We start from the raw sequence: 15,035 nt of genomic DNA on the forward strand, positions 1-15,035 counted from the left end.
GGAATTGACGACATGCCCGCACTGACGACCTACACCACCCACATCATCCCCGACTGGGTCGATTACAACGGCCACCTGCGCGATGCGTTCTACCTGCTGATCTTCAGCTACGCCACCGATGCGTTGATGGACACCCTGGGCCTGGACAGCGACAACCGCGAAGCCAGCGGCCACTCGTTGTTTACCCTGGAACTGCACTTGAACTACCTGCACGAAGTGAAGCTGGACGCCGAGGTCGAGGTGCACACCCAGTTGATCGCCCATGACAACAAACGCCTGCATCTGTATCACAGCCTGCACCTGGTGGGCGAAGAGCGGGAGCTGGCGGGTAATGAGCAGATGCTGCTGCATGTCGACCTTGCCGGGCCACGCTCGGCACCGTTCAGCGCAGCGGTGGCACAGCGCCTGGCGGCAATCAGCAGCGAGCAGGCAGACCTGCCCCGGCCGGCCCTGCTCGGGCGTGTCATCGGCCTGCCGGTCAAATAAAAAAAGCCCCGATCCAGCCGTGACAGGATCGGGGCAGAGTGCTTTGTGCGAGCGTGCGGGCCGAGGGTGACCAAACCTTCAATCTGCTTGCTTGAGCCTAAGTGTGCCCACAACCATTCTTGGCAACTGGCCCGAAAACGACCTGTTCATAGTCGTTCCAGCCATCGCGCCATTCAGGCCTTGCCGACCCGCTGACGGCCCACCAGAATCGAACCTGATCGAAGTCTCCCCTAACCAGGATGAACATCATGATGCACGCGGATTTGATTGATCAGGATGACCTGCTGAGCCAGCTGCGCTCCCTGGGTTTCGAGGTGTCCAGCGGCGCCACTGCCGAGCAGGCCTGTGAATGTGCGGTACGCGGCTTGAGTGAAGCGCGGGCCAAGGCACTCAAGGGCATGGTCGAACAGATGTATACCGGCAGCGCGACGATTCTGCCGGCGGTGCGCCAGGCGATTGATAAGCAGTTGTTGCCTGCTTTGGGGGCATTCAGGAAGAGTTCTGGGGCCTGATACACCGCTATCGCGGGCAAGCCCGCTCCCACAGGGGAATGCACTCCAAATGTGGGAGCTGGCTTGCCTGCGATGCAGGCGCCTCGGTCTACAGCCTTACACTGGCAAACGTCGACTCATTGCGCGCCTGGCTCAACGCCGACATCGGCCCCGCCAACGGTGACAACACCAACGCCTGCGGAATCGGCATCATCGCCACTTGCTGGGTGGTGTTGGAACCGACGCGTTCATCCCGTGGCGGAATGCCGAAATACTCGCGGTAGCACTTGGAGAAATGCGGCGTGGACACAAACCCGCACACCGAGGCCACTTCGATGATCGACATCGGCGTTTGCTTGAGCAACTGCCGGGCACGGATCAGACGCAGCTTGAGGTAGTAGCGCGACGGCGAGCAGTGCAGGTATTTCTGGAACAGGCGCTCCAGCTGGCGCCGCGAGACGGCGACGTAGACGGCCAGTTCATCGAGGTCGATCGGCTCCTCTAGGTTGGCTTCCATCAGCGCGACGATTTCCTGCAGCTTCGGCTGGTTGGTGCCGAGCATGTGCTTGAGCGGCACACGCTGGTGATCCTGTTCATTGCGGATACGTTCGTACACAAACATCTCGGAAATCGCCGCCGACAGTTCACGGCCGTGGTCGCGGCTGATCAGGTGCAGCATCATGTCCAGCGGCGCGGTGCCGCCCGAACTGGTGAAGCGATTGCGGTCGAGGGTGAACAGGCGCGTGCTCATCGACACCCGTGGGAAAGCTTCCTGCATCGACGCCAGGCATTCCCAGTGCACGCTGCAATCAAACCCGTCGAGCAAGCCGGCGCAGGCCAGGGCCCAACTGCCGGTGCACACCGCGCCGAGGCGGCGGGACTGGCGCGCCTGGCTTTGCAGCCACGACACATGTTCGCGGGTCACGGTGCGCTGGATACCCACGCCGCCGCAGACAATCACGGTGTCCAGGGCCGGGGCTTTGTGCATGGAGCAATCGGGGGTGATTTGCAGGCCATCGCTGGCCCATACCTGGTTGCCGTCGACGCTCAAGGTGGTCCAGCGATACAGCTCGCGACCGGACAATTGGTTGGCCATGCGCAGTGGCTCCACTGCGGACGCCAGGGAAATCAGCGTGAAATTGTCCAGCAGCAAAAAGCCGATGGATTGAGGCGCACGGTTCTGGGGTTGAGCCCCGGAGTTGAACGACGTCATCGCGGTATCTCCTCACACAAAGCAGGTGATGGCCTCAGGCGAGGCTCTTGTTATTGCACTCTTCGTCCGTCAGGAGAGAGGCTTTGAATTGATAGAGCAAATGCCATGCCTAAAGTTGAATAGGTATTCAATAACTCCTGAAAACGACCTATTGAGGTGTCTATATAAGCCCGCGCCCGGCGTGAGGATATGAGTCGGAAAAAGCCTACGCTCACGGTCTGTGAGCAGATCGGTAGCACTTGTGGGAAGGCGCTTTCAGGGCGTAGGAAAAGTGTGTCACCACACGCACAGGTGACGGGTGGTCGGGAGGGAAATCGTTTGGGGGCTACTTATCTGTTTGCGACGCGCTAAAAGGTGGCGTGTTGGGGGTGAAGTGTTCACTTTATGAGCAGTGGGGTTTGACCCTGCGTCATCGCGGGCAAGCCCCAATGCCAGTCAGTTAAGCGCAGATCCCCTGTGGGAGCGGGCTTGCTCGCGAATGCGGTGGGTCAGTCAATTAAGATGTTGACTGATACACCGCATTCGCGGGCAAGCCCGCTCCCACATTTGATCTTCACTGCTTTGAGCATTGGGTTCGCTTAACACTCAACAGCACTCACCGCCAACCCACCCCGCGAGGTCTCCTTGTACTTGTCGTGCATATCCGCCCCGGTATCGCGCATGGTGCGGATCACCCGGTCCAGGGAGATAAAGTGCTGGCCGTCGCCACGCAATGCCATCTGCGCGGCATTGATTGCCTTGACCGCTGCAATCGCATTGCGCTCGATGCACGGCACTTGCACCAGGCCGCCCACCGGGTCGCAGGTCAGGCCGAGGTTGTGCTCCAGGCCGATTTCGGCGGCGTTGCACACCTGCTCCGGCGAGGCGCCGAGAATCTCTGCCAGCCCCGCCGCCGCCATGGCGCAGGCCGAGCCGACTTCGCCCTGGCAACCGACTTCGGCGCCAGAGATCGACGCATTCTTCTTGCACAGAATGCCGATGGCCGCCGCACCGAGAAAGTAGTCCACCACATTGGCCTCGGTGACTTCCTCGCTGAACTTCATAAAGTAGTGCAGCACCGCCGGAATGATCCCCGCCGCCCCGTTGGTCGGGGCCGTGACCATGCGCCCACCGGCAGCGTTTTCTTCGTTGACGGCCAGGGCGAACAGGTTGACCCACTCCATGGCGCTCAAGGTCGAGCCGATCACATTCGGCTTGCCCAGCTCCTGCAGGCTGCGGTGCAACTTGGCGGCGCGGCGGCGCACATTCAAGCCGCCGGGCAGGATGCCTTCGTGCTTGAGGCCCTGCTCGACGCAGTCCTGCATGGCACGCCAGAGTTTCATCAGGCCGCTGCGGATTTCTTCCTCGGAACGCCAGACCTTTTCATTGGCCAGCATCAGTTCGGCGACGCGCAGGTTGTGGGTCTTGCACAACTGCAACAACTCCACCGCGCTGGAGAAATCATAGGGCAGTTCGGTGCGGTCCATATCTGCCACGCCGCTGCGCGCCTGGGCTTCATCCACCACAAAGCCGCCGCCCACCGAATAGTAGGTATCGCGATGCAACTCGGTCTGGGCGCCGTAGACCACCAGGGTCATGGCGTTGGGATGGAATGGCAGGTTTTCGTCGATCAGGCGCATGTCCCGCGACCACACAAACGGCACCGGGAAGCGGTTGTCCAACAGCAACGTCTGCGTCTCACGCAGGGCCTCGATACGCAGGCCGATCTGCGATGGATCAATCGCGTCTGGCCACTCGCCCATCAGCCCCATGATCACCGCGTTGTCGCTGCCGTGGCCGATGCCGGTGGCCGATAACGAGCCATACAGCTGCACTTCGACACGCCGCACCTGATCCACAAGCGCACGTTCCCGCAAGCCCTGGACGAATAACGCCGCGGCGCGCATGGGGCCGACGGTGTGGGAACTGGACGGCCCAATGCCGATCTTGAACAGGTCGAAAACGCTGATAGCCATTGCGCGAAACTCCTCGATAGCACAGGCCAGGCGCAATAACGCCTGGTGGCGGAGCTGCTACGCTCAAGTCGCCCAGATGGCGGCATCATCAAGCTTTCACTGCGCCGTCCGGCGTCTCACACCGACATACCCATGCTCACCAGCGTCTTCCCCGTGCAATGGGACGTAATCGCCGTTTTTTGCGGCGCAGATCGAGAAAAAGTGCAGTTTTGCCTATGGAAAAATCTGTAAGCGACGTCACCGACACTGGATACGACCATCCCTGTACTGGATACGACCCACCCTGTAGGCGTCAGATTTTCACTGGTACATGATCAGTCTCGACTCGTTTGCAAGGCACCGAGGCTGCACATCGCTCGCACGCCCCAACTGCAACACTTATAAGCGCGGTCAAGCACCGCCGGAAAAACACCAGGAGTCCAAACCCATGAAAGGTTCCCCCCCGTTGTTGTTGGCCGCCATGCTGAGTCTTCCCCTTGCGGCCCTCGCTGCTGATCCTGAGCAGTGCAGCACCGTCAACTTCTCCGATGTCGGCTGGACCGATATCACCGTCACCACCGCCACCACCAGCGAAGTCCTCAAGGGCCTGGGCTACAAGCCCCGCACCACGATGATTTCCGTACCCGTGACCTACAAGTCCCTGGCCGACGGCAAGAACATGGATATCTTCCTTGGCAACTGGATGCCAACCATGGAAAACGACATCAAGCAGTACCGTGATGCCGGCACCGTGGAAACCGTGCGCGCCAACCTGGAAAACGCCAAATACACCCTGGCCGTGCCGCAAGCGCTGTACGACAAGGGCCTGAAGGACTTCGCCGACATCGTCAAATTCAAGGACGAACTGGGCGGCAAGATCTACGGCATCGAGCCGGGCAACGACGGCAACCGTACGATCCAGAGCGTGATCGACAAGAATCAGTTCGGCTTGAAGGACGCAGGCTTCAAGGTGGTGGAGTCCAGCGAAGCGGGGATGCTCTCGCAAGTGGACCGTGCCACCAAGCGCGGCCAGGCCATTGTGTTCCTCGCCTGGGAACCGCACCCGATGAACACCCGCTTCAAACTCAAGTACCTGACTGGAGGTGACGATTCATTCGGCCCCAACTACGGCCAGGCCACCATCTACACCAACACCCGCAAGGGCTACGTGCAGGAGTGCAGCAACGTTGGCCAACTGCTGAAAAACCTGTCGTTCACCCTGGACATGGAAAGCACCCTGATGGGCAACGTCCTCGACGACAAGATGAAACCCGACGTAGCCGCCAAGGCCTGGCTGAAGAAGAACCCGCAAGTACTCGACACCTGGCTCGCCGGGGTCACCACCCTTGATGGCAAACCAGGACTTGCCGCCGTGAAAGCCTACCTCGACAAGTAACCGCTGACCCTGGGCCGGCGTGCCGGCCCGGGATGTTTTCCCTCTTCGCATGTGGACATTCACTACCATGCTGACTGAACAGAAAATCCCACTAGGCCAGTACATCGCTGCCTTCGTTGAATGGTTGACGCAGAACGGCGCCGATTATTTCGACGCGATCGCATCGACACTGGAAACGATGATCCACGGCGTGACGTTTGCGCTGACCTGGTTCAATCCGCTGGCATTGATCGGTCTGATTGCGCTGCTTGCTCACTACATTCAACGTAAGTGGGGCCTGACCGTATTTGTCATCGCCTCCTTCCTGCTGATCCTCAACCTGGGGTACTGGCAGGAAACCATGGAGACCCTGGCGCAGGTGCTGTTCGCCACCCTGGTCTGCGTGGTGATCGGCGTGCCGCTGGGCATTGTTGCCGCGCACAAGCCGATGTTCTACACGATGATGCGCCCGGTGCTCGATTTGATGCAGACCGTGCCAACCTTCGTCTACCTCATCCCGACCCTGACCCTCTTCGGGCTGGGCGTGGTGCCTGGCCTGATCTCCACGGTGGTGTTCGCGATTGCCGCGCCGATCCGCCTGACCTACCTGGGCATCCGCGATGTGCCGCAAGAGTTGATGGATGCCGGCAAGGCCTTTGGCTGCTCGCGCCGCCAGTTGCTCTCGCGCATCGAACTGCCCCACGCCATGCCGAGCATTGCTGCCGGCATTACCCAATGCATCATGCTGTCGTTGTCGATGGTGGTGATCGCGGCCCTGGTGGGCGCCGACGGCCTCGGCAAACCCGTGGTCAACGCGCTGAACACCGCCGACATTGCCCTGGGCTTTGAAGCCGGCCTGGCGATTGTGCTGCTGGCCATCATGCTCGACCGCATCTGCAAACAACCCGACGCCAAAGTAGGGGGTGATGCATGAGCATTATCCGATTCGACAATGTCGACGTGATCTTCTCCAAAGACCCACGCGAAGCCCTCAAGCTGCTGGACGAGGGGATGCACCGCAACGAAATCCTGAAAAAGACCGGGCAGATCGTCGGCGTGGAAAAGGCCAGCCTGGATATCGAGAAAGGCGAGATCTGCGTGTTGATGGGCCTGTCCGGCTCCGGCAAATCCAGCCTGTTGCGCTGTATCAACGGCCTTAACACCGTGAGCCGTGGCCAGTTGTTTGTCGAGCATGAAGGGCGCCAGATCGACATCGCCTCATGCACCCCGGCAGAGCTGAAAATGATGCGCACCAAGCGCATCGCCATGGTGTTCCAGAAGTTCGCCCTGATGCCCTGGCTCACGGTGCGCGAAAACATCAGCTTTGGCCTGGAGATGCAGGGCCGCCCCGAGAAAGAGCGGCGCAAGCTGGTGGACGAAAAACTTGAGCTGGTGGGCCTGACCCAATGGCGCAACAAGAAGCCCGACGAACTCTCGGGCGGCATGCAACAGCGCGTCGGCCTGGCTCGCGCCCTGGCGATGGACGCCGATATCCTGCTGATGGACGAACCCTTCTCGGCCCTCGACCCCCTGATCCGCCAAGGCCTGCAGGATGAACTGCTGGAGCTGCAACGCAAGCTGAGCAAGACCATCGTGTTCGTCAGCCACGACCTGGATGAGGCGCTCAAGCTCGGTAGCCGGATCGCGATCATGAAAGACGGCAAGATCATCCAGTACAGCGTGCCGGAAGAGATTGTGCTGAACCCGGCGGATGACTATGTGCGCACCTTCGTCGCCCATACCAACCCGCTGAACGTGTTGTGCGGCCGCAGCCTGATGCGCACCCTGGACAACTGCAAGCGGGTCAACGGCTCGGTGTGCCTGGACCCAGGCGGCGACTCATGGCTGGACCTGGCCGAAGGCAACACCATCCAGGGCGCGCGGCAAAATGGCGTGGCAATGAACCTGCAGAACTGGGCGCCAGGGCAAGCCGTGGAAGGCCTGGGGCGGTTGCCGACCTTGGTGGATTCGAATATCGGCATGCGCGATGCGTTGCAGATTCGCTACCAGACCGGCAACAAGCTGGTGCTGCACGACAACAACAAGGTGGTCGGGATTCTGGGGGATAGCGAGCTGTACCACGCCCTGCTGGGCAAGAACCTGGGCTAAAGACCCAACTGAAGGAACTGGGTCATTGTAGGAGCTGGCTTGCCAGCGATAGCGGTAGTGAATCCAACACCGCTATCGCTGGCAAGCCAGCCCCTACATTTGAGCGCATTGCCAAGTTTGAACAGGCGGTGTCAGTGACGACACCGCCGGCTTTTATCAGCTATAGACACGGCCAAGGAGCTGCCGATGGCTTTCAAATTGATCGAGCACATCCCGGGTGATCTGCTCCTGGGTGAAGCCCATCAGGTCGTATTCCTGGCCGCCGTTGTGCAGGTAGACCTCGGCGCGGTAGTAGCGCGCACGTTCCTCGTCCGCCTCGATCGACTCACTGGGCGCCGCCAGGTAACCGTCCAGGCTCACCTCGTAGACAAACGGGTTGCCTTCCATCTCGATCCGCACGCCAATGCAGCGCTTGGACTTACCCAGCAGCGTCTGCACATCCAGCCCCTGGGCGCGCAATGCCACGGCCGCTTCCTCCAGCGCCGGGGTGACTTTCTTGTCCATAAAGCGTTGCACCACCGCCTGGCTCGGTTGCAGGTCCTGGGCGGTGAGGCGCTCGCTGAAACCGCGACGGCCGCGTTCGGCCAATTGCGCCTGCTCCTGTTCGATGGCCACATCCTGGCGCATGGCCTTGTGCAAACCGAACATAAAGAAGATCAGCACCACCGAGAACGGCAGGCCCGCCAGTACCACCATGGTCTGCATGGCTTCAAAGTTGCCGGCAAACAGCAAGCCGATGGTCACCAGGGTGATCACCGCCGACCAGAAGATCCGCAGCCAGTGCGGCGCATCCTCATCCACATTGCCACCTTTGCACGACAGGTTGGCCATCATCACCGCGCCAGAATCCGCCGGCGTCAGGAACAGCACAAAGCCGACAAAGATCGACACGCCGATCACCACTTTCGACGCCGGGTAGTATTCCAGCAACTGGTAGATCGCCATGGATGGCTGTTCCAGCGCGGTCTTGCCCAGCTCCACCGCACCGTGGTTGAGCACCAGGTCCAACGCCGAGTTGCCGAAGATCGACAGCCACGCCAGGGTAAAGCCCAGCGGGATCAGCAATACGCCAGCCACCAGTTCACGCACGGTACGACCACGGGAAATGCGCGCGATGAACATGCCTACGAACGGTGCCCAGGAAATCCACCAGGCCCAGTAGAACAGGGTCCAAAGGCCCATCCAGCGCTCGGACTTCTCGCCATCGCCTTCGTACACGTAGAGGTCGAAGGTTTTGAGCACCAGGCCGTTCATGTAGTCGCCCAGGTTCTGCACAAAGCCGTTGAGCAGGTGCAGGGTCGGGCCAAACAGCAGCACAAAAATCAGCAAGCCGCTGAACAGCACGATGTTCAGGTTGGACAGGCGGCGAATGCCATTCTCCACGCCCGACACAGCGGCGATGGTCGCCACGGTGCTCATCACGATGATCACGATCAGCAGGTTGGTGTTGCTGTGCTCCATGCCGAACAGGTTTTCCAGCCCGGACGACACTTGCATCGAACCAATCCCCAGGTTCGTCACCAGGCCCAGCAGGGTCACGAACATGCCGAAGCCATCCACCGCATGACCGGCCGCACCCTTGACCCAGCGCTCGCCCATCAACGGGTACAGCGCCGAACGCAGGGCCAGCGGCTGGTTATGGCGGTAAGCAAAGTACGCCACGGCCAGGCCGACCAGCGCATAGATCGCCCAGCCATGCAGGCCCCAGTGCAGGAAGGTCAGCTGCAACGCCTGGCGCGCGGCCATATGGGTGGCGGCGGCGCCTTCGGGCGGGTTGAAGTAGTGGTCCAACGGCTCGGACGCGCCGAAGTACAGCAACGAGATGCCGATGCCCGAGGAGAACAACATGCCGGCCCAGGCGCCGTAGCTGAAGTCCGGGGTATCGGCCTTGCTGCCCAGCTTCAATTTGCCGTAGGACGAAAACGCCAGGCCCACGACAAATACCAGGTAGGCGGCGATAACCACCATGTAGTACCAGCCAAAGCTCTTCGAGAGCCAGGTCTGGGCGACTCCCAGCATTCTGCCGGCCTCTTGCGGGGCGATGATCAGAACGGCGGTCAACAACAGGATCAGCGCGGTGGAGGTGTAGAACACCCAACCGTTGACCCGCACCTTTTCCGGTGGGGTCTTTATAAGAGAGGCAGAACTCATGGCACAGAGGCTCCGGGCAGTGCGAGAGAGGACACAAGGCAGCGCGTGACCCGCGCCATCGATTTTTCGGCAGTCGACGGACGGGTGTTATAAAGACATCCCGAAAATCCCCGAACCCCAGCGACCCAGGGTCATGGGCGGTTTCAAGGGTTTTTACGGATGTCAGATGTGCCTGCCGACATGTAGGAAATACCTGTAGGCAGCGACCATTTGTCGCAGATCTTATTCTTTGTTGATTGAACGTTCAATCAAAACAAAATAGACTGGCCTTCAAGCCGACGAACGTTTACGCCCGTCGGCAGGCCTAAGGAGAGGTGCTACATGCCCAAGGTCGGTATGCAACCCATACGCCGCCAGCAGTTGATCGAAGCCACATTGACGGCCATCGATCAGGTTGGGATGGGAGATGCCAGCATTGCGCTGATCGCCCGTCTGGCCGGCGTCTCGAACGGCATCATCAGTCACTACTTTCAGGACAAGAATGGCCTGATCGCCGCAACCATGCGGTACCTGATGAATGTGCTGATCGAGAACGTCCACGAACGCCGGCAGGCATTGAAGGAAGACAGCCCCCGGGCGCACCTTCAAGTGATTATTGGCGGCAACTTCGACGCCAGCCAGGTCAACGGCCCGGCAATGAAAACCTGGCTGGCCTTCTGGGCCACCAGCATGCACCACCCGTCTTTGCACAGGTTGCAGCGGATCAACGATCACCGCCTGTATTCCAACCTGTGCTGCCAGTTCCGCCGTGTGCTGCCGCTGGAAGATGCACGCAGCGCAGCCCGAGGCCTGGCGGCCCTGATCGACGGCTTGTGGTTGCGCGGCGCCCTGTCGGGAGACGCTTTCGACACGGAGCAGGCGCAACGGATCGCTTACGAATACATGGATTTCCAATTGGCCAAGCAGGTGAGTTAGAGCCCACATAAACGCTCAACCCCTGAACTGCTGCTGAGCGGGCTATGCCCCTTCAGTGGTTAACGCCAACCACTTATGCACTTGCGAGGACTTTATGGCCCGTTTCGAACTGCAAAAACTCTACATTGACGGCGGCTACAGCGACGCTGGCAGCGATGCCACCTTCGAAGCCATCAACCCGGCTAACGGTGAAGTTCTCGCCAACGTGCAGCGCGCTACGTTCGAAGACGTTGAGCGTGCGGTGGTCAGCGCCGAAAAGGGCCAGAAAATCTGGGCCGCGATGACCGCCATGGAGCGTTCGCGCATTCTGCGTCGCGCCGTGGAAATCCTGCGCGAGCGCAACGATGAACTGGCCGCCCTGGAAACCCTGGACACCGGTAAATCCTTCTCTGAAACCAAGTACGTCGACATCGTCACCGGCGCCGACGTGCTGGAATACTACGCCGGCCTGGTGCCCGCCATCGAAGGCGAGCAGATCCCGCTGCGTACCACTTCGTTCGTATACACCCGCCGCGAGCCGCTGGGCGTGGTCGCCGGTATCGGCGCGTGGAACTACCCGATCCAGATCGCCCTGTGGAAGTCTGCCCCAGCCCTGGCGGCCGGCAACGCAATGATCTTCAAGCCAAGCGAAGTGACGTCGCTGACCACCCTGAAACTGGCCGAGATCTACACCGAAGCCGGCGTTCCGGATGGCGTGTTCAACGTCCTGACCGGCAGCGGTCGTGAAGTCGGCACCTGGCTGACCGAGCACCCACGCATCGAAAAAATCTCCTTCACCGGCGGCACCGACACCGGCAAGAAGGTCATGGCCAGCGCTTCGAGTTCCTCGCTCAAAGACGTGACCATGGAACTGGGCGGCAAATCCCCGCTGATCATCTTCGACGACGCCGACCTGGATCGCGCCGCCGACACCGCGATGATGGCCAACTTCTACAGCTCCGGCCAGGTCTGCACCAACGGCACCCGCGTGTTTATTCCAAAGCACCTGCAAGCTGCCTTTGAAGCCAAGATCGTGGAGCGTGTTGCGCGCATCCGCGTTGGCAACCCAGAAGACGAAAACACCAACTTCGGCCCACTGGTCAGCTTCGCCCACATGGAAAGCGTGCTGGGCTACATCGCCAAGGGCAAGGAAGAAGGCGCACGCCTGCTGTGCGGCGGCGACCGCCTGACCGACGGCGACTTCGCCAAGGGCGCGTTCGTGGCACCGACCGTGTTCACTGACTGCACCGACGACATGACCATCGTGCGTGAAGAAATCTTTGGCCCGGTAATGAGCATCCTCACCTACGAGACCGAAGAAGAAGTGATCCGTCGTGCCAACGACACCGACTTCGGCCTGGCCGCTGGCCTGGTGACCCGCGATCTGAACCGCGCTCACCGCGTGATTCATCAGTTGGAAGCCGGTATCTGCTGGATCAACGCCTGGGGCGAGTCCGACGCCAAGATGCCGGTGGGCGGCTACAAGCAGTCGGGTGTTGGCCGAGAGAACGGCATCAGCTCGCTGAACAACTTCACCCGCATCAAATCGGTACAGGTTGAGCTGGGCGACTACGCCTCGGTGTTCTAACCCGGCTACCGCCAATCGCCCGCAAGCGGGCTCCTACAAGGATTGCGCACGACCTGTAGGAGCCGGCTTGCCGGCGATCGAGGGCAACGCCCTCGCCTGACCTGACCATCTCCAAAGAGGGTGCATTTATGTCCCAAGAATACGACTACATCATTGTGGGTGCCGGTTCCGCCGGTAACACCCTGGCGACCCGTCTGACCGAAGACGAAGGCGTCACCGTCCTGCTGCTGGAAGCCGGCGGCCCGGACTACCGTTTCGATTTCCGTACCCAGATGCCCGCCGCCCTGGCGTTCCCGCTGCAAGGCCGCCGCTACAACTGGGCCTATGAAACCGATCCAGAGCCACACATGGACGGCCGCCGCATGGAATGTGGGCGCGGCAAGGGCCTGGGTGGCTCGTCGCTGATCAACGGCATGTGCTACATCCGTGGCAACGCCATGGACTACGACAACTGGTCGAAGCTGCCAGGCCTGGAAGACTGGAGCTACCTCGACTGCCTGCCGTATTTCCGCAAGGCCGAAACCCGCGACATCGGCCCTAACGACTACCACGGTGGCGAAGGTCCGGTCAGCGTGACCACGCCTAAAGCCGGGAATAACCCGCTGTTCCACGCCATGGTTGAAGCCGGCGTGCAGGCCGGTTACCCGCGTACCGAGGACTTGAACGGCTACCAGCAAGAAGGCTTCGGCCCGATGGACCGTACCGTGACGCCCAAAGGCCGTCGCGCCAGTACCGCCCGTGGCTACCTGGACACCGCCAAGAAACGTTCGACCCTGACCATCGTCACCCATGCCCTGACCGACAAAGTGTTGTTCGAAGGCAAGCGTGCGGTCGGCGTGCGTTACCTGATCGGCGCCGCCGAAGAACGTGTTGAAGCCCGCGCGCGCAAGGAAGTGCTGGTGTGCAGCGGCGCCATCGCTTCGCCGCAATTGCTGCAACGCTCCGGTGTAGGCCCGGCCAAACTCCTCGAAAGCCTCGACATCCCGGTGGTCCACGACCTGCCAGGCGTCGGTGAAAACCTGCAGGACCACCTGGAGCTGTATCTGCAATACGCCTGCACCCAGCCGGTCTCGCTGTACCCGTCGCTGCTCTGGTACAACCAGCCGGCCATTGGTGCCGAATGGCTGTTCAACGGCACCGGCATCGGCGCCAGCAACCAGTTCGAGGCGGGCGGTTTTATCCGTACCCGTGAAGAATTCGAATGGCCGAACATCCAGTACCACTTCCTCCCGGTCGCGATTAACTACAACGGCAGCAACGGTGTGAAAGAGCACGGTTTCCAGGCGCACATGGGCTCCATGCGTTCGCCGAGCCGTGGCCGTGTGCAAGTGAAGTCGAAGAACCCACGGGACTACCCGAGCATCCTCTTCAACTACATGGCCACCGAGCAGGACTGGCAAGAGTTTCGCGATGGCATCCGCCTGACCCGTGAAATCATGCAGCAGCCGGCACTGGACCCGTACCGTGGCCGCGAGATCAGCCCGGGCATCGACGTGCAAACCGACGAGCAACTGGACAAGTTCATCCGCGAACACGCCGAAACCGCGTTCCACCCCTCCTGCTCGTGCAAGATGGGCACCGACGAAATGGCCGTGGTCGATGGCGAAGGCCGCGTGCATGGCATGCAGGGCCTGCGGGTGGTCGATGCGTCGATCATGCCGATCATCACCACCGGCAACCTGAACGCGCCAACCATCATGATCGCCGAGAAAATCGCCGACAAGATGCGTGGCCGCCAGTTGCCACGCAGCACCGCGGACTACTACGTGGCCGGCGATGCGCCAGTGCGTGGCAAGCCGTTGCGTGAAGTGGGTCCGACCGCGCGGTAAGCGTTACACCGCGGCGCTCCTATCGCAGGCAAGCCAGCTCCCACATTTGAATGTATTCACCCATCAAAATGTGGGAGGGGGCTTGCTCCCGATGAGGCCCACCCAGCCAACACACATCTTCCCAGACTCTTCCTACACTGCCCCGCCCTTGATCCCACCCCCCGCGCCGGCCTAATCTAGTCCCTCGCGCAAACGTTTCACCTTCCTACCGACACGCCGGCTTCTGCCTGGCCACGAGGCTTTCTCATGTTTGATGTCGTTTCTTCGAGCAAATGGCCTACCGGCTTCCTGATCAATCCAAACGTTGAACCGCTGGACCCGAAATGGCTGAAGGAATTCAGCAAGATCCCGGCCGCGGCCGTCAGCGACTGCCTGGGCCGTAACGTCGGTGGCCTGGGCCTGAAGGCCTTCCACGGCAATGCACCGATGCTTGGCAGTGCGCTGACCGTGCGAGTGCGCCCCGGTGACAACCTGATGATTCTCAAAGCCATGCAAATGGCCCGCCCGGGCGATGTGCTGGTGATCGACGGCAGCGCCGACCTGACCCGTGCGGTGTTCGGCGGCATCATGCGCGCCATGGCCCTGAAGGCCGGCATTGTCGGGGTGGTGATCAACGGCGCCCTGCGTGACCTCGACGAATGGCAGACCGGCGAACTGCCAGCCTACGCCATCGGCGGCGTGCATCGTGGCCCGAGCACTGACGGCGGCGGCGAGATCAACGTGCCGATCTCCTGCGCTGGCATGCTGGTAGCGCCTGGCGACCTGATGATCGGCGACGGCGACGGCGTGGTCGCCGCCTCGCGCAGCGAACTGCCGGAATTGCTGGTGCGCTGCCATGACCTGCTGGCCCGCGAGAAAGCCACACTGGCCGCCATCGAAGCCGGCACCCTGGACCCTGATCGCTTTGACGCGATTTTGCGCGCCAAGGGTTGCCCGGTCTAAAGCCAAGGCAAAAGCATCGCAGG

12 protein-coding genes are annotated in these 15,035 nt (G+C 61.1%); 9 read left to right on the top strand and 3 right to left on the bottom strand.

Annotated features, from left to right (window positions below; all coding sequences use genetic code 11):
* Nucleotides 1–12 precede the first annotated feature (12 nt).
* Complete coding sequence (locus ACSSVH_RS24210; RefSeq protein WP_172313600.1) at nucleotides 13–486, top strand: thioesterase family protein; 474 nt, start codon at nucleotides 13–15, stop codon at nucleotides 484–486.
* A 248-nt stretch (nucleotides 487–734) separates the two neighbouring features.
* Complete coding sequence (locus ACSSVH_RS24215) at nucleotides 735–998, top strand: hypothetical protein (protein ID WP_492633827.1); 264 nt, start codon at nucleotides 735–737, stop codon at nucleotides 996–998.
* Nucleotides 999–1,086: 88 nt separating this feature from the next.
* Here the strand turns inward: ACSSVH_RS24215 and gbdR are convergent, their stop codons facing one another.
* Together gbdR and ACSSVH_RS24225 are read right to left on the bottom strand one after the other, a co-directional pair.
* Entirely contained in the window at nucleotides 1,087–2,190 is a 1,104-nt protein-coding gene (gbdR, locus tag ACSSVH_RS24220) for a choline metabolism transcriptional regulator GbdR (protein ID WP_029300670.1), read from the bottom strand.
* 578 nt (nucleotides 2,191–2,768) lie between these two features.
* Entirely contained in the window at nucleotides 2,769–4,145 is a 1,377-nt protein-coding gene (locus tag ACSSVH_RS24225) for an L-serine ammonia-lyase (protein WP_170042182.1), read from the bottom strand.
* Between the two features lie 427 nt (nucleotides 4,146–4,572).
* Between ACSSVH_RS24225 and ACSSVH_RS24230 the strand changes: the two genes are divergently transcribed.
* From ACSSVH_RS24230 to choV, 3 genes are all read left to right on the top strand, one after another.
* Nucleotides 4,573–5,520: a choline ABC transporter substrate-binding protein gene (locus tag ACSSVH_RS24230; RefSeq protein ID WP_169953669.1), complete on the top strand. Its 948-nt coding sequence runs from the start codon at nucleotides 4,573–4,575 to the stop codon at nucleotides 5,518–5,520.
* Between the two features lie 67 nt (nucleotides 5,521–5,587).
* Nucleotides 5,588–6,433, top strand: a complete 846-nt coding sequence (gene choW / locus ACSSVH_RS24235) for a choline ABC transporter permease subunit (protein ID WP_032858679.1) — start codon at nucleotides 5,588–5,590, stop codon at nucleotides 6,431–6,433.
* Nucleotides 6,430–7,608 carry a choline ABC transporter ATP-binding protein gene (choV, locus tag ACSSVH_RS24240; RefSeq protein ID WP_029300678.1) on the top strand — a complete coding sequence of 393 codons (1,179 nt, stop codon included), beginning with the start codon at nucleotides 6,430–6,432 and terminating at the stop codon, nucleotides 7,606–7,608. Before choW ends, choV begins: the two co-directional genes overlap by 4 nt.
* Nucleotides 7,609–7,764: 156 nt before the next feature.
* Here the strand turns inward: choV and ACSSVH_RS24245 are convergent, their stop codons facing one another.
* The gene (locus ACSSVH_RS24245) at nucleotides 7,765–9,702 is read right to left on the bottom strand and encodes a BCCT family transporter (protein WP_346266490.1); all 1,938 of its coding nucleotides are present in this window, start codon (nucleotides 9,700–9,702) and stop codon (nucleotides 7,765–7,767) included.
* Between the two features lie 378 nt (nucleotides 9,703–10,080).
* Here ACSSVH_RS24245 and betI point away from each other — a divergent pair, with 378 nt between their 5' ends.
* The 4 genes from betI to ACSSVH_RS24265 all read left to right on the top strand — a co-directional run bounded on the left by betI (nucleotide 10,081) and on the right by ACSSVH_RS24265 (nucleotide 15,012).
* On the top strand, nucleotides 10,081–10,674 hold the full coding sequence (gene betI, locus ACSSVH_RS24250) for a transcriptional regulator BetI (RefSeq protein WP_032858683.1): 594 nt from the start codon (nucleotides 10,081–10,083) through the stop codon (nucleotides 10,672–10,674).
* A 94-nt stretch (nucleotides 10,675–10,768) separates the two neighbouring features.
* Nucleotides 10,769–12,241, top strand: a complete 1,473-nt coding sequence (betB, locus tag ACSSVH_RS24255; protein WP_169953665.1) for a betaine-aldehyde dehydrogenase — start codon at nucleotides 10,769–10,771, stop codon at nucleotides 12,239–12,241.
* Between the two features lie 128 nt (nucleotides 12,242–12,369).
* Nucleotides 12,370–14,070 carry a choline dehydrogenase gene (betA, locus tag ACSSVH_RS24260; protein ID WP_170042181.1) on the top strand — a complete coding sequence of 567 codons (1,701 nt, stop codon included), beginning with the start codon at nucleotides 12,370–12,372 and terminating at the stop codon, nucleotides 14,068–14,070.
* 246 nt (nucleotides 14,071–14,316) lie between these two features.
* Entirely contained in the window at nucleotides 14,317–15,012 is a 696-nt protein-coding gene (locus tag ACSSVH_RS24265; protein WP_029297314.1) for an RraA family protein, read from the top strand.
* Nucleotides 15,013–15,035 lie beyond the last annotated feature (23 nt).

This window comes from Pseudomonas sp. HC1(2025), from assembly GCF_058742075.1.